We start from the raw sequence: 18541 nt of genomic DNA, 5'->3' as shown, positions 1-18541 counted from the left end.
GAAACCCCCTAGCCCACGGCCGGGCTGGGAGTGGGCGCGCTGCCGCCCCCGGGGAGGCCGCTGAGGTCCAGCGGGGTGGACGTGGCGGTCGGCGGCGGCGTCAGTACCACTTCCGGCTGACCGGCGGCGGGGGGGGGCGGGGTCAGGTCGGAGCTGGGCAGCTTCGGCGGGGTCGTCTGCTGGAAGAGGGTCTGGTCGAAGTCGACCAGACCGGTCTTCTCCATCACCGTCATGTGGTCGAGGACAGTGTCGTTGGCCTGGTCGGCGAGGGCCCGCACCAGCGAGTTCTTGGTGGTCGACCGGATCTTCGCGATCGTGTTGAAGATGGAGCCGTGCGTCATCCGCAGGATGTTGGCGAAGTCGCTGTCGAACTTCTTGCCGCTGTCCGCCTTCAACTGGCTCACGAAGCCCTGCTGCTGGGGGCTCGGCAGGTCGGGCAGGGTGATGTTCAGCATGGGCGCGATCTTGCGGCAGCTGGTGTCCAGCGCGGCGTGCCCGTCGACCAGGTGCTGGCTGGCGGTGATCACGCCCTTGGTGGTGCCCTTCTGCAGCCCGATCTGCCCCACCGGGTACTCCCACAGGCCGGCCGCGCGCACCTTCACCACGAAGTCCCGGTCCTGCTCGGTGAGCGGTCCCCACTGCGTGTTGGCGATGATGCGGTCCTGCGCGCTGGAGACCTGGTTCAGACCGAGCATGCTCGGGTAGGCGAGAGCACCGAGGGTCAGAGCCATCGCACCGCCCACGAAGAGAGTTCCCGTCGCGTTCCGCGAAAAGCGCACCGTGCCTCCTGCCCGGTCGTGGATCCCGCCACGAGGCGGTCTTGACGCACAGCAGTACGGACGGGAACGCGATCCGTCTCGGCCCGCCGGGCAAAAAACTGACCAACCTGCTTCCGGCTCAGGGCAGCAGAACGAGTCGCGCCTGGTGTGCATGACAAACGGTTGCCGAAACGTTGACCATTCCTCGGGAGAAGCGACGGCGCACGCAGGCCTAGATTCGCCCCATGCACCCCCGGATGCCCGCCGCTCTGCCCGTCCTCCCCTACCGCAAGCCCACCAAGGGCCGCGACTACTGGGTGCTGGACGACGTCCTGCCCGACGTGGACGCCGTGCGGGAGCGGTGCCTGGCCAAGGACGACTGGGTGAAGGGCTACCCGTACACCTCCGAGACCTGGCCCGGCCTGCGCGCCATGCCCGGTCTCGAACCGTCCGAACTGGCCCGCGTAGAGCGGCTGGTGAAGAAGGCGACCGGGGCGGAGGACCTGTGGGTGCAGCAGACGCCCGGCGGCGGCACCCTCAACCACAACTGCGTCCAGGTGGTCGGCGAGGGCGAGAGCGAGCCCCGCCCGCACACCGACTCCCGCGCCCTGTGCCGGTACGCGGCCGTCCTCTACCTCAACCCGAGCGCCCCCAAGGACTGCGGCACCGCCTTCTACCGCCAGTCACTGCCCGGCGGCCGGCTCGGCGGCAACATCGTCCAGGCCCCGCACAACAACCTCGTCGAGGCCCTCGGTACGCGCTTCGTGCCGGGCGACCACTTCGAGGAGGACGTCCGGGTCCCGCACAAGTACAACCGCCTCCTCCTCTACAACGCCAACCTCGTGCACAGCGCGACGGGTTACTGCGGCAAGGAACTGGAGGAGAAGCGCATGACGGCGGTCTTCTTCTGGATGGCCTGAGTCCGGACGGTCGGAGCCGTCACAGCACCAGCAGCAACGCCGCCGTCATGAGGACGGCGCACACCGCCAGGGTCACCGCCACACAGCGGCCCTTCAACTCGCGGTAGCGGTGTTCGTACTCCGCCCGCAGGGAGACGCAGCGGGCCGCGATGCGTTCGAGGTCCGCCCGGGCCCGGTGCAGGTGGTCGGCCACGTAGCGGCGCTCGATCTCCTCGCGCTGCCCTGTCGTCAGCCACTCCAGGGGCCCGGCGAACTCGCGTGCGCGCTGCTCGGCCTCCGCGACCCTGGCCTGCCAGAGCAGATAGCCCTCCACCTGGTTGCCGAGGTCGCCGGCGGCTCCCCGCCGGCGCAGTCCGCTCACCCGTGACCCCGGTCGGTCGGCGCCGGGGTGGCGGTGTGGGCCTCGTACTCCAGCATCGCGATGTCGGGGTGGTGCAGGTCGAACGCCGGGGACTCGCTGCGGATGCGGGGCAGGGTGACGAAGTTGTGCCGGGGCGGCGGGCACGAGGTCGCCCACTCCAGCGACCGGCCGTAGCCCCACGGGTCGTCCACGCCGACCGGCTTGCCGTACCTGGCCGTCTTCCACATGTTGTAGAGGAACGGCAGCATCGACAGGCCGAGCAGGAAGGAGCTGATCGTCGAGACCGTGTTCAGGGCGGTGAAGCCGTCGGCCGCCAGGTAGTCGGCGTACCGGCGCGGCATGCCCTCGGCGCCCAGCCAGTGCTGCACGAGGAAGGTGCCGTGGAAGCCGACGAACAGCGTCCAGAACGTGATCTTGCCGAGGCGCTCGTCCAGCATCTTGCCCGTGAACTTCGGCCACCAGTAGTGGAAGCCGGAGAACATCGCGAAGACGACGGTGCCGAAGACCACGTAGTGGAAGTGCGCGACCACAAAGTAGGAGTCGGACACGTGGAAGTCCATCGGCGGCGAGGCCAGGATGACACCGGTCAGACCGCCGAAGAGGAAGGTGATCAGGAAGCCGACCGCCCAGAGCATCGGCGTCTCGAAGGACAGCGAGCCCTTCCACATGGTGCCGATCCAGTTGAAGAACTTCACCCCGGTCGGCACCGCGATCAGGAAGGTCATGAAGGCGAAGAACGGCAGCAGCACACCGCCGGTGACGTACATGTGGTGGGCCCACACAGTGATCGACAGCCCCGCGATGGAGATGGTCGCGGCGATCAGGCCCATGTAGCCGAACATCGGCTTGCGCGAGAAGACCGGGATGACCTCGGAGATGATGCCGAAGAACGGCAGCGCGATGATGTACACCTCCGGATGGCCGAAGAACCAGAAGAGGTGCTGCCAGAGCAGTGCGCCGCCGTTGGCCGAGTTGAACACCTGGGCCCCGAACACGCGGTCCGCCATCGCGGCGAAGAGCGCGGCGGCCAGGACGGGGAAGGCGAGCAGGACCAGCACGGCGGTCAGCAGCACGTTCCACACGAAGATCGGCATGCGGAACATCGTCATGCCCGGGGCGCGCATGCAGATGATCGTGGTGATGAAGTTGACCGCGCCGAGGATGGTGCCGAAGCCGGAGAAGGCCAGACCCATGAACCACATGTTCGAGCCGAGGCCGGGCGAGTAGAACTCGCTGTGCAGGGGGGCGTAGGCGAACCAGCCGAAGTCGGCCGAGCCGTCCGGGGTGAGGAAGCCGCCCACCGCGATGAGCGAGCCGAACAGGTAGAGCCAGTAGGCGAACATGTTCAGCCGCGGGAACGCCACGTCGGGCGCGCCGATCTGCAACGGCATGATCCAGTTGGTGAAGCCGGCGAACAGCGGCGTCGCGAACATCAGCAGCATGATCGTGCCGTGCATCGTGAACAGCTGGTTGTACTGCTCCTTGGAGATGATCTGCAGGCCCGGCCGGGCCAGCTCGGCCCGCATGATGAGCGCCATCAGGCCACCGACCAGGAAGAACGCGAACGACGTCGCCAGATAGAGCGTGCCGATCGTCTTGTGGTCGGTGGTCGTCAGCCACTTCACCACGACGTTGCCGGGCTGGCTGCGCCTGACCGGCAGCTCGTTCTCGTAGGAGTCCTCTGCTGCCGCGGCACCCTGGGGTTCGTTGACGATGCTCACAAGTGGTCCGTCTCCTGATGCTCGCGGTCCGCGCACGCCATGGCGTCGGCTACCCGCCATCCTGGCGGCCCGTGGGCGGACTTGACACCGTGAGCGCCCGACGCGCGGCCGTTCGCGTGACGGATGCACACGGATGGCGCAAGATGAGCCGGTGACCGAACAGATACATCCGCCTGCTGCCCCTGCCTCCGTGTACCGACCCGTCCGGACGGCCGGGCAGCTCGCTGTCGGGGGACTGTCGCTCGCCGGGCTCGCCTGGGTCCTGCGGGCCGTGTGGGAGGTGCGGCTGGCGCTGGCCGGGGAGCCGGACGCGGGGCCGCCGGACCAGGGGGAAGGGGTGCACCGGCCGCTGGACGCGCTGGAGAACTCGTACCACGTCGTCACCGACATCGGCGGCCTGGCCGCGCTCGTGTGCGCCGTCTTCTTCATGTCCTGGCTGTGGCGCGTGCGGGACAACGCCATCGCCCTGTCGCGGCGGCCGCCGAAGTACGCGGGAGTCTGGGTGTATTTCGGCTGGATCGTCCCGCTGGTCAACCTGTGGTTCCCGCGGGGAATCCTCGTCGACGCGTTCCGCAACACCGCGCCCGGGCGGAAGCTGCCCGTCTCCGTGAACGTGTGGTGGGGGCTGTGGCTGGTCGGGATGGTCAGCGGGGTGGGGCTGGTGTACCGCGACGACCCCGACCAGCTCATCGCCCGCGCCTACCACGAGGTGTGGCCGCTGCTCGCGTCCGATGCCGCCGTCGTCGGGGCCGCCGTCGCCGGGGCGATCGCCGTACGGGTCGTCACCCGGGTGCAGCTGGAGCGGATGCGGGCCGACGGGCCGGAGGCCGTCGCCGCGTCCGTGGGGAGTACCGCGGCGGCGTAGCCCCCTGACTGTGCCGGGCGCGCGGGGTGTCGCGGCCCCGCGCGGCGGCCCATGCGGTACGTATGGTCGTCGTGAGCAGCATGGCCATCGTGGGAGCCGGGCCCGGGCTCGGGGCCGCCGTCGCGCGGCGGTTCGGGCGCGAGGGGTTCGGGATCGCCCTGGTCGCGCGGGACCGGGAGCGGCTCGACGCGCTGGTCCGGGAGCTGGGCGAGACCGGGATCACCGTCCGGGGGTTCGCCGCCGACGTACGGCGCCCGGAGGAGCTGGCGCACGCCCTGGACGAGGCCGGGCGGGCGCTCGGGACCGTCGAAGTGCTGCAGTACAGCCCCGTACCGCACCGCGACTTCATGCGGCCGGTGCTGGAGACCGGACACCGTGAGCTGGTCGGTCCCATCGAGTTCTCCGTGTACGGGCCGGTCGCCGCCGTGCAGCAGGTGCTGCCGGGGATGCGCCGGCTCGGCCGCGGGACGATCCTCTTCGTCAACGGCGGAACCGCCGTCGTGCCGCGGCCGGAGCGGGCCGGGACCTCCATCGCGTTCGCCGCCGAGACCGCCTACGGGCATCTGCTGCACGAGCGGCTGGCGGGCGAGGGCATCCATGTCGGGCAGCTCGTCATCCCGGGGTCGATCACTGCCGGGCACGCGCGCAAGGACCCGCGCGTCCTCGCGCAGTTGCTGTGGAACATGCACCGGGAGCGGCACGGGTTCCGGCACTTCGCCGACGACCTCGACAGCTGACGAGGCACCGTCAACCTGCGGGGGAGGGCTTTGTAAGCCAATATGGTGATGTTGGCCGCATTGCTCTCTTCAAGGGGGCCTTCATGGCTGTCGAAATTCCTGCGATCATCAGGCCGTCCCGGCTCAGAAGCCGGGGAGGGCTGCTGGGCGAGTGTCTCGCCGAGTTCCTCGGGACGTTCGTGCTCATCTCCTTCGGCTGCGGTGTGGTCGCGATGGCGGTCGCGGCGCTGCCCGGTTCGGGCCGTGCCGCCACCCCCACCACGATCTTCCTCGCGGCCGGGGACTGGCTGCTGATCACCTGGGGCTGGGCCTTCGCCGTGGTCTTCGGCGTCTACGTCGGCGGCGGCGTCAGCGGTGCCCACCTGAACCCGGCGGTGACACTGGCCATGGCGGTGCGCCGCGGATTCTCCTGGGCCAAGGTCCTGCCGTACTGGTTCTCGCAGGTCGTCGGCGCGCTCACCGGCGCGGCACTGGTGTACCTCGTGTACCACGACGCGATCAACGCCTACGACCAGGTGGCGGCGGCACCGAAGGTCAACGGGCACACGAACGCCACCTTCTCCATCTTCGCGACCTTCCCGGCGGCGTACTTCCACGGCGGCATCTGGGGACCGCTGATCGACCAGATCGTCGGTACGGCGTTCCTGCTCATGCTGATCGCCGCCGTACTCGACGTGCGCAACCAGGCCGTGAGGGCCAACCTCGCGCCGCTGATCGTGGGCTTCGTGGTCGCCGCCATCGGCATGTCCTACGGCGCCAACGCGGGCTACGCCATCAACCCGGCCCGTGACTTCGGGCCGCGCCTGCTCACCTATGCGGAGGGCTGGGGCAGTCTGGCGTTCCCGGGCAGCGTGGCCGGCGTGTACAGCGGCTACTGGTGGATCCCGATCGTCGGACCGCTGGTCGGCGGCGTGATCGGGATCGTCGTGTACGACCTCTTCATCGGTGATGTCCTGCTGGTCCGCGCGGAGATGGCCGAGCTGCCCGAACCGGGGCGGGCGACGCCGGTGCGCACCACCGACGAGGAGTAGCCGGCCGGGTGCGGACGATCGGTGGGGGACCGTCAGGTGCAGGACCCGCCCGGCGTGTCGTCCGTGCCGGTGTCGGTGCCCATGGCCGCGGCCCGGCGGGCCGTCGCCGCGATGTCCTCCAGTGCCGCCAGGTGCCGTGCGAGTGCCCGGCGGCCGCTGAGGGTGAGGCCGGCCCAGGTGCGCGGGCGCTTGCCCAGGTAGCCCTTGCGGATGCTGACGTACCCGGCCTTCTCCAGGGCGGTCAGCGTCTTGCTGAGCGTGGAGTCGGAGACCTGGCAGTAGTCCCGCAGGACACCGAACTCCGCCTCGCCGCAGGCGGAGAGGTACGCGGCGAGGGACAGCCGGGTGGCGTGGAGCAGCTCCCGGTCCAGGGGCGGGGGCGGCGCGCCGTCCGTCGGACCGGTCATGCGGTGCGGCCCTGCCGGGTCGCGCGCAGCAGGTACTCCGCCCCGGCGGCCGTGCCGAAGGCGACGAGCCAGCCCGTCGTGCCGTAGGGGATCGCGGCCAGCAGGCCGACCGCGACCGGGAGGAAGGGCACCACCCAGGCGTACCAGGTGGGCCGGCCGGTCGCACGGTCCCGGCTGAACCAGCGTGCCACCCCGCCGTGGTGCGCGCCGAGCCAGATCAGCACCAGGAACGCGGTCAGGCTCAGCACCCCGGCGAGCACCAGCCAGACCCCCCACCGCGGCTCCCGGTCGGCGATTCCCAGGGCGATGAAGCCGAACGCGAACGTCAGGCCCTGGCCGATGGCGTAGCCCCGGGGCCTGTTCCGGTCGTCGCTCGCCTTCCGCGCCGCGCACTGAGCGGCGCGCGCGGCGGCGAGTGCGTGCCGTGCCTGCTGGGCGTCCATCGGTTCCCCCGTGCTGTCCATGTGCCGGCCTCCGGTGTGCTTCGGCATGCGCCGGTACGGGGGCGGATGGTCGGCCCGCCCCCGGCCGTACCGGCCTCGGTCGTACCGTCATCATGGACACTACTTTCCATAAATTCAAGTACTTCCCGCCATGCGCGCGGACCGGTCGCGACGGTGGACGCGCCTCTCACAGCGGGCGGTCGGGCCAGCCCAGCAGGCGGGCGCCGATCACCGCCGTCTGGAGCATGTAGCGGTCCGCCGGGTCGGCCGGGTTGGCGTCGGTGAGCTTGTGGATGCGCTCCAGGCGGTAGGTGAGCGCGCGCACGCTGAGCGAGAGCCGGCGCGCGGCCTCGGCGGCAACGCAGCCGGAGTCGAAGTACGCGGTCAGCGTGTCCAGCAGCGGCCCGGCGCCGCCCCGGGCCGAGGCCAGCGGGCCCAGGGTGTGCTGGACCAGGTCGGCCATCGCCTGCCGGTCCCGGGCGAGGACCGGGTAGACCAGCAGGTCGGCGGCGCGCAGCACCGGCTCGCTGAGGCCGAGACGGGCCGCCATCTCCAGCGCGGTGAGGGCCTCCTCGTACGACTGCACCACCCCGCCGGGTCCGGGCTGCGGCCGCCCGATGACGACCCGGACGCCGTCCGTGGCCGCGTACGCCTGCTGGGCGAAGTGGGTGAGGATCTCGTCCTCGTCGCCCGGTGCCACGCACAGCAGCCGGCCGTTCTTGGTGGTGATCAGGAAGCTTCGGGAGTCGAACCGGGCGACGACGGCGGCCTCCACCCGGCGGGCGACCGAGCCGCCCTCGGCGTACGCGGCCGGGCCCTCGGCGACCGCCACCGCGTGCGCCCGGGACAGGCGCAGCCCGAACCGGTCGGCGCGCTCGGCGAGCCGGCCGAGGCCGCTGCGGCCGTGGAGCAGGTCGTCGATGAACTCCCGGCGCGCGGCCTCCTCCCGGCGCACGGCGAGCCGCTGGGCACGCTCGTACCCCTCGGCGAACGCGTCGACCGCCTGCTCGACGGCGGCCAGCGCGCTGCCGGCCGAGCCGCGGGTGTCGGGCCAGGCGGCGCGGGCGGCGGCGAGGTGGGCGACGACCAGGGCGCGCAGCCCGTGCCCGGCCTCGGCGGCCTGTTCTCCCAGGGCGCGGCGGACCCTCAGCTCCTCCCGGCTCAGCCGCCGGCCGGTGGCCGCGACCTCGGTCATCGTCCGCGCGAAGCCGTCCAGGAAACGCTCGGATATCCCGTACTCCGTCACCCCTGCCCCCGTGTCCCCCGTGCCCCCGCGTCCTTGACGCCCCGGTGACGCCTTCTTGACGGCTTTCCGGCACTCAGACAGTAGTGAACGCTGCCGGAGACCGGCAATGCGCCGGGGTGCGCCCCTCCCGCACCATCTTCCGCTGGGGAGCACAACGGATGGCTTCCGGTGCCGGGCACCGGACGACGCACGGCACCGGAACCACGGGGGGCTCCGACTTCATCGTCTGACGCAAGGACGTGTGCCATGGAAGCCCTCGGCGTGCTCGCCGCCGTCTGTCTCGTCGTCGTGCTGCTCGTACTGGTCGCCTTCTCCCGGCTCTACCGCAAGGTGGACCAGAGCCAGGCCCTGATCGTGTCGAAGACGCGCAGGGTCGACGTGTCCTTCACCGGGCAGGTCGTGCTGCCGATCCTGCACCGGGCCGAGGTCATGGACATCTCGGTGAAGACCATCGAGATCAGCCGCTCCGGGCGGGACGGCCTGATCTGCCGGGACAACATCCGCGCCGACATCCGGATCCTGTTCTTCGTGAAGGTCAACAAGACCGTCCCGGACGTCATCAAGGTCGCCCAGTCCGTCGGAACCGAGCGCGCCAGCCACCAGGACACGCTCCAGGAGCTGTTCCACGCGAAGTTCTCCGAGGCGCTGAAGACCGTCGGCAAGCAGATGGACTTCACCGACCTCTACACCAAGCGCGAGGAACTCCGCTACCACATCATCGAGTTGATCGGTGTCGACCTCAACGGCTACCACCTCGAGGACGCGGCGATCGACTACCTGGAGCAGACCCCGCTCTCCCAGATGGACCCGGCCAACGTCCTCGACGCCGAGGGCATCCGCAAGATCACCGAGCTGACGGCGATCGAGCACGTGCGCACCAACGAGGCCAGGCGCAACGAGCAGAAGGAGATCACCCGCCAGGATGTCGACGCCCGCGAGGCCATCCTGGAGCTGGAGCGCCGGCAGGCGGACGCCGAGATCAAGCAGAAGCGGGAGATCGAGACCTCCCGCGCCCGCGAGGAGGCCGAGACCGCCCGGGTGGTGGAGGAGGAGCGGCTGCGCGCGCAGGGCGCCTTCCTGCGCACCGAGGAGCAGTTGGGGGTCCAGCGGGAGAACCAGGCCCGGGAGATCGCCGTCGCCGCGAAGAACCGCGAGCGGGTCATCGCCGTCGAGAACGAGCGCATCGAGAAGGACCGCCTGCTGGAGGTCATCGCCCGGGAACGGGAGACCCAGCTGACGAAGATCGCCGCCGAGAAGGAGGTCGAGGCGGAGAAGCGGGAGATCGCCGAGGTCATCCGGGAGCGGGTGGCGGTGGACCGTACGGTCGCCGAGCAGGAGGAGTCCATCAAGAAGCTGCGTGTGGTCGAGGAGGCGGAGCGCGAGCGGCAGGCGCTCGTCATCGCCGCCGAGGCGGAGGCGCAGGAGAAACTGGTCAAGGACATCAAGGCCGCCGAGGCCGCCGAACAGGCGGCCACGCACCGCGCCGCCGAGGAACTCACCCTCGCCGAGGCCCGGGTGAAGACCGCCGACCTCGACGCCCGGGCCAAGCTGCGGCTCGCCGAGGGCATCCAGGCCGAGGCCGCCGCCGAGGGCCTGGCCGCCGCGCAGGTCCGCGACAAGGAGGCCGAGGTCACCGTGAAGGCCGGCCGCGCCGAGGCGGAGGCCACCGAGGCACGGCTGCGCGCCGAGGCGGAGGGCACCCAGGCGAAGGCACTCGCCGAGGCCGAGGGTGCGCGGGCGAAGCTGCTGGCCGACGCCGAGGGCGCGAAGGCCAAGGCCCTCGCGGAGGCGACGGGCATCGGCGAGAAGCTGAAGGCCGAGGCGGAGGGCCTGACCGAGAAGGCAGCGGCGATGGCCGCGCTGGACGAGGCCTCCCGCGGGCACGAGGAGTACCGGCTGCGGCTGCAGGCGGAGAAGGAGATCCGGCTGGCCGGCCTGGAGACGCAGCGGCAGGTCGCCGAGGCGCAGGCGACGGTCCTCGCGACCGGTCTGGAGCACGCCGACATCGACATCGTCGGCGGCGAGTCCGTCTTCTTCGACCGCCTGGTCTCCGCGGTGTCGCTCGGCAAGGGCGTGGACGGGTTCGTGGACCACTCCCGTACGGCCCAGTCGCTCGCGGGGCCCTGGCTGGACGGCTCGGGCAGCTTCACGGAGGACGTCACCCGCATCCTCGGCTCACTCGGGTCGGCGGACGTGCGGAACCTGACGGTGTCGGCGCTGCTGGCGAAGCAGATCAAGAACGGCGGCCCGCAGGCGGGTCAGCTCCAGAAACTCCTCGACCGGGTGAGCGAACTGGGCCTGTCGGACACACCGGTGACAGCACTGAACGGAAGCGGCACGGTGAGCTGAGGCGGGGGTCGGGGCGCTGTCGGCAAGCGCCCCGAGGGGCGCGGGGAACTGCGCGACCCGCCCACCACCGACCGCACTCGGCATACGACGCGCAGCCCCGAGCTCGTAGCCGCACAGCCCACGAAGGGAAGCACACGCCATGGCCACCGCTGAGGCGCCGCAGGCAAGCGTCGACGCCGGTACCTACGAGGTGCTGCGCGACCGGCTCGCCGGGCATGCCGCCGAGCTCGCCCGGCGGGCCGAGGACCTCAATGCGCGCCGGGCCGAGGAGTTCGGCTCGGCGCGGCTGGACCTCGCGCGCACCGCTCGCCTCCACACCGAGCACGCGTGCGTGCCGAGCGACATCGTGGCCGTAGGGGACGCGCTCCTCTTCGGCGTGACCGGTGGAGCCACGGACGTGCTCGCGCTGTACGGCCGTGACGGCGAGCGGCTGGCCGAGGACGCCGTACCCGGTCTGCTGGACGACCCCGTGTTCGTGCGGGAGTTCACCGCGCTGCACCGTTACTACCGCGGAGCGAGCCTGCTGCGGCTGCGCCGGGTCGAGGGCCGGCTGCTGGCGGTGTTCCGCACCGGCGAGAAGGCCGACGACGTGCGCGCCCTGCGGTGGAGCGTCGCCGACGACGGCCGGGTGACGTTCCTCGACGCCCGCGGGGACCGTGACGACGCCTTCCCGCCGGCCCAGGACCTGACCTGGACGGAGACCAGCCGCGAGGACCACGTGCTGGGCCGTGCGCCGTACGTCGCCGTCCCCGGCGGTCTCGGGGTGTCGACCGTCGGCGGCACCCTCACCGTGCGCGCCACGGACGGCTCCGGCGGGTCCGGCGGTTCCGGCGGGGAGGAGCTGTACGCCGAGCCCGTGCAGGAGCCGCTGCAGTCGCTCGCGGACGCGGCGGTCGCGCACGCCCGCGTGGGCCCGCTGGTCCTGCTGCGGGTGCGGCCGTACAAGGAGGACGCCGACCGGTACCTGGTGTTCAACGCCCTCACCCGGACGGTGGTCCGGCTCGACGGGATCGGGCAGGCCTGCCGCCGGCTGCCCGAGGAGCAGGGGGTGATCTTCCCGGGCGGTTGCTGCCTGGCCACGGGCGCGTACAAGACGTACGAACTCGACGTGCTGGGGCTGGAGTTCGAGCGGGAGGTGCGGGCGCCGAACGGGGAGGACGTGCTGTACGCGTTCCGCTCCCGCGCCGAGGGGCGGACGCTGCTGCTGTCGTACAACACCCTCCGCAAGGAGGTCGCGACCCCGCTGCCCTGCCGGGGCTGGGCCCTGTTCGACGACGGCGCCCTGGCCGTGCTGCGCGCCGAGGGGGAGGAGCCCGCGCACACGCATCCGCTCCAGTGGTGGACCTCGCCGTACGTCTCCGACACCCACGCCGCCGCCCTGCGCACCGGCACCGGCCCGCTCGCCCGGGTCGGCAACGCGGACCTGGTGCGCGGGCTCGCCGACTGTCTGTCCGTCGCCCGGCTGGTGACGGACGGGATCGAGACCGGCGAGGGGTACCGGGCGCTGACCGCCGCTTGTGTGCGGGCCGCCGACACCCACCACTGGCTCGCCGACCCCGAACTCGGGGAGCTGCTGCTGCCGTTGGCGGCGGTGCGGGAGACCGCCGAGCAGGTGCTGGGCGAGTTCGAGACGGTACGGGAGCTGACCCGGCAGGCCGCCGAGGCGCTGGAGGAGGCCGCCGAGCGGATCGCCTCCGTGGTGCGCCGGCTGCGCGGCGAGGCCCCGCGGGAGGCCGCCGCCTGGGTGCGCGGACTGACCGAGCTGAGGCGTGCGCACGGCCACCTGCTCACCCTGAGGGAGCTGCGGTACGCCGACACCGCCCGGGTGGACGAGCTGGCCGCCGCCACCGAGGACGACCTCGCCGGGTTCGGGCGGCGCGCGGTGGCCTTCCTCGCCCGCGAGGACGCCTTCGCCGCCCAGCGGGACGAGGTCGAGGGGCTCGTCGCGGCGGCCGGGGACATCGCCACGGTGGCCGCCGCCGCGCCGGTCACCGCCCGCCTCGACGACCTCGCCGACGGGCTGCGCACGGTCACCGAGGTCGTCACCGGACTCGACATCGCCGACGCCACCGTCCGTACGGCCGTACTGGAGCGGATCGCCGATGTGCTGGCCGGCGTCAACCGGGCCCGTGCCACCCTCGACGCCCGCCGCCGGGACCTGCGGGACCACGAGGGCCGCGCCGAGTTCGCCGCCGAGACGGCCCTGCTCGCCCAGGCCGTCACCGCCGCGCTCGCCTCCTCCGGCACACCCGAGGAGTGCGACGACCGACTCGCGTCCGTGATGGCCCGGTTGGAGGACCTCGACGGCCGGTTCGCCGAGTTCGACGACTTCCTCACCGAGCTGGCCGGCAGACGCACCGAGATCTACGAGGCCTTCGCCGCCCGCAAGCAGTCCCTCACCGACGCCCGCGCCCGCCGCGCCGAGCAGCTCGCCGTCTCGGCCGGACGGCTGCTGGAGACGGTCGCCCGCCGTGCGGCCGGCCTCGCCGACACCGACGCGGTCGCCGCGTACTTCGCCTCCGACCCGCTGGTCGCCAAGGTCCGCCGCACCGCCGACGAGCTGCGCGCCCTCGGGGACAGCGTGCGCGCCGAGGAACTCGACGGCCGGCTCAAGGCCGCCCGCCAGGAGGCGGCCCGTGCCCTGCGCGACCGCACCGACCTGTACGCCGACGACGGCCGCACCCTGCTCCTCGGCGGCCACCGGTTCGCCGTCAACGCCCAGCCGCTCGACCTCACCCTCGTCCCGCACGGTGACGGCCTGGCCTTCGCCGTGACCGGCACCGACTACCGCGCCCCGGTCACCGACCCTGCCTTCGCCGCGTACCGCCCCTACTGGGACCGCCACCTGCCCTCCGAGTCGCCGGAGGTCTACCGCGCCGAGCACCTCGCCGCCCGTCTGCTCGCCGAGCACGGCCCGGCCGCCCTCGCCGCCGCCGACCTGCCCGGCCTGGTCCGCCGGGCGGCGCAGGAGTCGTACGACGAGGGGTACGAGCGGGGCGTCCACGACCACGACGCGACCGCGATCCTCACCGCCCTGCTGCCCCTGTACGACGGCGCCGGCCCGCTGCGGCACGAGCCCGCCGCCCGCGCCGCCGCCCAGCTGTTCTGGGCCCACGGCACCACGGACACGGCCCGCACGGCCTGGACGCGCCGGGCGGTCTCCCTGGCCCGGGCCCGGGACGCCTTCGGCCCGTCGGCCGCGCTCGCCGAGCTGGTGGCGGAGCTGGCGGAGGCGATCGGGCGGTGGCACGGCGAGGCCGCCCCGCGGGCCGGGGCCGCCGCCGCGTACCTCTTCGAGGAGCTGACCGCCGGCCCCGAGGGATTCGTGCTCGGGGCCGGTGCGCGCACTGTGCTGGAGAAGTTCCGCCACACCGCGGCGCGTTACGGCGACGAGCTCGACGCGCTGACCGACCTGGCGGCCCGCCGGCAGGTCGTCGAGGCCTGGCTCGGCTCCTTCGCCGAGGCCACCGGCACCGAGGCCGGTCCCGGTGAGCTGGCCGAGGCGGTGGCCGCCGAACTCTGCCCGGCCCTGCCCCGCTACGAAGGCGACGCCCCGCTGACCGCGACCGCGGAGGGCCTGCTGGGCACGCACCCGCGCCTGACCGGCGGCCGGCTCACCCTGCGCCTGGACGAGTTCCTCGCCCGCACGGCCCGGTTCGCGGCCGAGGAGGTGCCCGCGTTCCGCGCCTACCAGCGCCGGCGTACCGCCCTGGTGTCCGCCGAACGCGAGCGGCTCCGGCTGGACGACCACCGCCCCCGGGTGATGCCGGCGTTCGTCCGCAACCGGCTCGTGGACGAGGTGTACCTGCCGCTGGTCGGCGCGAGCCTGGCCCGTCAGCTCGGCACCACCGGCGAGGGGAAGCGGACGGACACCGGCGGCCTGCTCCTGCTGGTCTCCCCGCCGGGCTACGGCAAGACGACCCTCATGGAGTACGTCGCCGACCGGCTGGGCCTGATGCTGGTCAAGGTCAGCGGGCCGGCGCTCGGCCACACCGTCACCTCGCTGGACCCGGCCGACGCCCCGAACGCCACCGCCCGCCGCGAGATCGAGAAGATCAACTTCGCGCTGGCGGCCGGCAACAACACCCTGCTGTACCTGGACGACATCCAGCACACCTCACCGGAGCTGCTGCAGAAGTTCATCCCGCTGTGCGACACCACCCGGCGCGTGGACGGCGTGTGGGACGGCGAGCCGCGCACCTACGACCTGCGCGGCAAACGCTTCGCGGTCTGCATGGCCGGCAACCCCTACACCGAGTCCGGCGAGCGCTTCCGCATTCCCGACATGCTCGCCAACCGGGCGGACGTGTGGAACCTCGGCGACGTCCTCACCGGCAAGGAGGACGTCTTCGCGCTCAGCTTCGTGGAGAACGCCCTCACCGCCAACCCGGTGCTGGCCCCGCTCGCCGCCCGCGACCGGGCCGACCTGGACCTGCTGGTCCGGCTGGCCACGGCCGACCCCACGGCCCACCCCGACCGGCTCACCCAGTCCCTGCACCCCGCCGAACTCGACCGCGCCGTCGCCCTGTTGCGTCACCTCCTGGTCGTCCGCGACACGATCCTCACCGTCAACGCGGCCTACATCGCCTCCGCCGCCCAGTCGGAGGAGGCCCGCACCGAGCCGCCGTTCCGGCTGCAGGGCTCGTACCGCGACATGAACAAGATCGTCCAGCGGCTGCGACCGGTCATGAACGACACCGAGCGCGAGGCCGTCGTCCGTGACCACTACACGGCCGAGGCCCAGACCCTCACCACGGGCGCCGAGGCCAATCTCCTGAAGCTCGCCGAACTGAGCTCCACGCTCACCCCCGCACAGTCCGCCCGCTGGACCGAGCTGAAGACCGCGCACGTCCGCTCCCGCACCCTCGGCGGCCCCGCCGACGACCCCCTGACCCGTGCGGTGGCCGCCCTCGGCCTGCTCGCGGACCGGGTGGCGGCGGTGGAGTCGGCGATCACCCGGGCCCGTTCCGGCGGGGAGGACCGGTGATGGTGTACCACCTGGCCCCCCTCTCGGCGGCCTTCGGGTCGTCGTCGTGAACACGGCGGTACTGATCCGCCGGGACCCACGACTGGCGGGCCGAAGCGTGACGCCGGGGCGGGGCGAGCGGGCTCAGCAGCCGGTGTCCTGCGGCCCCTGGGGGACGAACTCCAGACGGGCGTGATCGTCGGCGGCCAGGGTGGTGTCGTAGTCCGCGCGGGTCACGCGGTACCAGACGTCGTCCTTCTTGCGGTCCCCGTCCACATCGTCCAGACGCACGCACCACCGCTCCGGCCGGAGTACCTTCGTGTACCTCTCCGTCCCGCTGCGCACCCGGTGGCAGTCCTGGTGGCGTTCGGTGGTGTACCAGGTGCGGGTCGTGCGGTGGGAGCCCGAGCCGCTCCTCGAGGTGTGCCGGACCCTCCGTGTCCCGGTCGTGCACCTCCGGACCGTGCGCGGCCGGGTGGCCCTGGTGGTCCGCTCGGACAGGTGCCGTGTGCCGTCCCGGAGCCCGGTGACGGTCTCGGGGGTCGCGGAGGGGGCCGGGGCGCCACCGACGCTCGCGGAGGGCCGGTCCGGGGCGGAGTCGTCGCCGCGGTGGCCGGAACATCCGCCGAGCCCTCCCACGACCACCGCCGTCAGCGCGGTCACGAGCAGTCGTTTGACGAACATGTGTCTCCCCCGTGTGTCGGACGGGCGCAGCGTAGCGGACCACCGTCGTGGCCCGTCAGGGGTGGTCGGCCGGTCCCTGGAAGTGCCGCACGACCTGCTCCCCGACCGCCCGTGCCGCCCGGGACGGCCGGCGGCGGCTGTGGTGGGCCAGATGGACGGAGACGGCGGGGAGGGCGGGGCCGGACACGGCCGCCAGGCGGCCGGTGGTGAGGGATTCGGCCACGTTGGCGTGCGGGAGGACGGTCAGGCCCAGTCCCGCGGTGACGCAGGAGCGGGTGGCCTCGATGCTGCCGAAGCGGGTGAGCCGGGGCCGGGCGCCGGGCACCGCCTGCAGACGTTCGGCGAGCCGGTCGCTGTAGGAGCAGCCCTGTTCGTGCAGGAAGAAAGTCTCCTCGGCCAGTTCCGGCCAGGTCGCGGGCCGGCGGCGGGCGGCGAGGGGATGGTCGGGGGCGCACAGCAGGACCAGGGGCTGGCCGGCGATGCGCTCGGCCGTGATGTCCGGGTGGCCGACCCGTTCCTCCAGCAGCAGAGCGAGGTCCAGCCGCCCCGCCCGCAGCCCCTCCACGGCGCCGACGGTGCCGCACGGCTCCAGGTGGACGTCCACCTCCGGGTGCAGTCCGCGCAGCGCGGCGATCACGCCGGGCAGGTGGGCGGCGCACAGGGTCTCGCCCGCGCCCACCACCACCGTCCCGGCGACCGGGCCGTCCTCGCCGGCCGCCGCGAACAGCCGTGACTCGGCCTCCAGGACCTCCTCGGCCAGGGCGAGCAGCCGGTGCCCGGCCTCGGTGAGCAGCGCACCCCGGGCCAGCCGGTCGAAGAGGCGGGTGCCCAGCGCCTTCTCCAGGGTTCTGATCTGCACGGTGACCGTGGACTGCGCGAGCTGCAGCTCGGCGGCGGCAGCGGTGAAGCTCCCCGTCCGGGCGAGCGCGGTGAAGGTCTGCAGCAGCCGGGTGTCCATGACCGAATCCTAGCGAGCCATCGAGATTCTCGATCGGCAGTATGAAAAACTATCGTTGGTATTGATGCCGTTCGGGCGGGACGATGAGGGCATGGCTCTTCCCACCGCTACCGAAGTCCTGCGCTACGCCGCGTTCACCTCGCGCCCCGACGGCGGAAACCCGGCCGGTGTCGTCCTCGACGCCACCCGCCTCGACGAGCGGCAGATGCTGGCCGTCGCCGCCGAGGTCGGCTACTCCGAGACCGCGTTCGTCACCTCCCGGGACGAGGACCGGCGCCGGTTCACCCTCCGCTACTTCAGCCCCCTCGCCGAAGTCGCCTTCTGCGGGCACGCCACCGTCGCCGCGTCCGTGGCGCTCGCCGAGCGCATCGGCCCCGGAGACCTGGTCTTCGAGACGCCGGCAGGTGAGATCGCGGTGGCGACCGTCGCCGACGGCCGGGGCGCGGTGCGGGCCACGCTCACCAGCGTCCCCACCCGGTCCCGCCCTGCCCATGACGCCGAGGTGGACGCCACGCTGGCCGCCCTGGGGTGGCGGCGGGCCGACCTCGACCCGGCGCTGCCGCCGCACGTCGCCTTCGCCGGCAACGACCACCTGGTGCTCGCCGCCGGCTCCCGGGCCCGGCTGGCCGACCTGGACTACGACTTCGAGGCCCTCGCCGCAGTGATGCGCGAGCACGGCTGGACGACCGTGCACCTGGTCCGGCGCGAGAGCGACGACCGCTTCCACGCCCGCGATCCGTTCCCCGTCGGCGGTGTCGTCGAGGACCCGGCCACCGGGGCGGCGGCCGCCGCGTTCGGCGGATACCTGCGGGCGCTCGGGCTGGTGACCGCACCGGGCGCGTTCACCATCCGGCAGGGCGAGGACATGGGGCGGCCGAGCGACCTGACCGTCGAGGTCGACCCGCACGACGCCCGGGTCCGGGTCAGCGGGCATGCGGTGCCGATCACGGGGTGAACCCGTTCAGGCGCCCGTACCGCGAAATCGGGGCGGACCGGACCCTAGCGTGGCCGGTGAGGCGTCAGACGCGACGGGCGCCCGGGTCCGAGAGGAAGAGCGCCCATGATCGAGGCACGGCAGCTGACCAAACGGTACGG

At 72.6% G+C, this 18541-nt stretch carries 15 protein-coding genes; 7 read left to right on the top strand and 8 right to left on the bottom strand.

Translation table 11 applies throughout. From position 1 onward, the window contains the following. Positions 1–8 precede the first annotated feature (8 nt). Positions 9–731, bottom strand: coding sequence for a DUF4142 domain-containing protein (locus ACIHEJ_RS27980; RefSeq protein WP_400139562.1), 723 nt, complete (start codon positions 729–731; stop codon positions 9–11). A 272-nt stretch (positions 732–1003) separates the two neighbouring features. Between ACIHEJ_RS27980 and ACIHEJ_RS27975 the strand changes: the two genes are divergently transcribed. Next, on the top strand, positions 1004–1678 hold the full coding sequence (locus ACIHEJ_RS27975; RefSeq protein ID WP_400139560.1) for a DUF6445 family protein: 675 nt from the start codon (positions 1004–1006) through the stop codon (positions 1676–1678). 19 nt (positions 1679–1697) lie between these two features. Here ACIHEJ_RS27975 and ACIHEJ_RS27970 read toward each other — a convergent pair whose 3' ends face one another. Next, positions 1698–2039, bottom strand: coding sequence for a cytochrome C oxidase subunit I (locus ACIHEJ_RS27970; RefSeq protein WP_400139558.1), 342 nt, complete (start codon positions 2037–2039; stop codon positions 1698–1700). Further along, entirely contained in the window at positions 2036–3760 is a 1725-nt protein-coding gene (ctaD, locus tag ACIHEJ_RS27965; RefSeq protein ID WP_400139556.1) for a cytochrome c oxidase subunit I, read from the bottom strand. The genes ACIHEJ_RS27970 and ctaD overlap by 4 nt, the downstream gene beginning before the upstream one ends. A gap of 190 nt (positions 3761–3950) precedes the next feature. Between ctaD and ACIHEJ_RS27960 the strand changes: the two genes are divergently transcribed. The 3 genes from ACIHEJ_RS27960 to ACIHEJ_RS27950 all read left to right on the top strand — a co-directional run bounded on the left by ACIHEJ_RS27960 (position 3951) and on the right by ACIHEJ_RS27950 (position 6393). Beyond that, on the top strand, positions 3951–4625 hold the full coding sequence (locus ACIHEJ_RS27960; RefSeq protein WP_400139554.1) for a DUF4328 domain-containing protein: 675 nt from the start codon (positions 3951–3953) through the stop codon (positions 4623–4625). Between the two features lie 62 nt (positions 4626–4687). Continuing rightward, positions 4688–5362 (top strand): SDR family NAD(P)-dependent oxidoreductase, encoded by a 675-nt coding sequence (locus ACIHEJ_RS27955; RefSeq protein WP_400139552.1) that lies wholly within the window; start codon positions 4688–4690, stop codon positions 5360–5362. An 83-nt stretch (positions 5363–5445) separates the two neighbouring features. After that, positions 5446–6393 carry an MIP/aquaporin family protein gene (locus ACIHEJ_RS27950; protein ID WP_400139550.1) on the top strand — a complete coding sequence of 316 codons (948 nt, stop codon included), beginning with the start codon at positions 5446–5448 and terminating at the stop codon, positions 6391–6393. A gap of 32 nt (positions 6394–6425) precedes the next feature. Here the strand turns inward: ACIHEJ_RS27950 and ACIHEJ_RS27945 are convergent, their stop codons facing one another. The 3 genes from ACIHEJ_RS27945 to ACIHEJ_RS27935 form a co-directional block, all read right to left on the bottom strand. Continuing rightward, the gene (locus ACIHEJ_RS27945) at positions 6426–6800 is read right to left on the bottom strand and encodes a winged helix-turn-helix domain-containing protein (protein ID WP_400139548.1); all 375 of its coding nucleotides are present in this window, start codon (positions 6798–6800) and stop codon (positions 6426–6428) included. Continuing rightward, the gene (locus ACIHEJ_RS27940; RefSeq protein ID WP_400139546.1) at positions 6797–7264 is read right to left on the bottom strand and encodes a hypothetical protein; all 468 of its coding nucleotides are present in this window, start codon (positions 7262–7264) and stop codon (positions 6797–6799) included. The genes ACIHEJ_RS27945 and ACIHEJ_RS27940 overlap by 4 nt, the downstream gene beginning before the upstream one ends. Before the next feature lie 166 nt (positions 7265–7430). Then, the gene (locus ACIHEJ_RS27935; protein ID WP_400139947.1) at positions 7431–8438 is read right to left on the bottom strand and encodes a PucR family transcriptional regulator; all 1008 of its coding nucleotides are present in this window, start codon (positions 8436–8438) and stop codon (positions 7431–7433) included. 297 nt (positions 8439–8735) lie between these two features. Between ACIHEJ_RS27935 and ACIHEJ_RS27930 the strand changes: the two genes are divergently transcribed. Both ACIHEJ_RS27930 and ACIHEJ_RS27925 read left to right on the top strand, forming a co-directional pair. After that, positions 8736–10838, top strand: coding sequence for a flotillin family protein (locus tag ACIHEJ_RS27930; protein ID WP_400139544.1), 2103 nt, complete (start codon positions 8736–8738; stop codon positions 10836–10838). Positions 10839–10977: 139 nt separating this feature from the next. Continuing rightward, a complete protein-coding gene (locus ACIHEJ_RS27925; protein WP_400139542.1) occupies positions 10978–15825 on the top strand; it encodes a DNA repair ATPase in 4848 nt (1615 codons plus the stop codon). Between the two features lie 123 nt (positions 15826–15948). Here ACIHEJ_RS27925 and ACIHEJ_RS27920 read toward each other — a convergent pair whose 3' ends face one another. Together ACIHEJ_RS27920 and ACIHEJ_RS27915 are read right to left on the bottom strand one after the other, a co-directional pair. Then, positions 15949–16488: a hypothetical protein gene (locus ACIHEJ_RS27920; protein ID WP_400139540.1), complete on the bottom strand. Its 540-nt coding sequence runs from the start codon at positions 16486–16488 to the stop codon at positions 15949–15951. A gap of 55 nt (positions 16489–16543) precedes the next feature. Beyond that, positions 16544–17446, bottom strand: coding sequence for a LysR family transcriptional regulator (locus ACIHEJ_RS27915; RefSeq protein WP_400139538.1), 903 nt, complete (start codon positions 17444–17446; stop codon positions 16544–16546). Positions 17447–17537: 91 nt separating this feature from the next. Here ACIHEJ_RS27915 and ACIHEJ_RS27910 point away from each other — a divergent pair, with 91 nt between their 5' ends. Next, positions 17538–18401, top strand: coding sequence for a PhzF family phenazine biosynthesis isomerase (locus ACIHEJ_RS27910; protein WP_400139536.1), 864 nt, complete (start codon positions 17538–17540; stop codon positions 18399–18401). Positions 18402–18541: the final 140 nt, after the last annotated feature.

This window comes from Streptomyces sp. NPDC052301 (assembly GCF_044593395.1).
Classification (GTDB): domain Bacteria; phylum Actinomycetota; class Actinomycetes; order Streptomycetales; family Streptomycetaceae; genus Streptomyces.
Note: the sequence above shows the minus strand (reverse complement) of the source record. Positions and strands in the feature narration are given on the sequence as shown.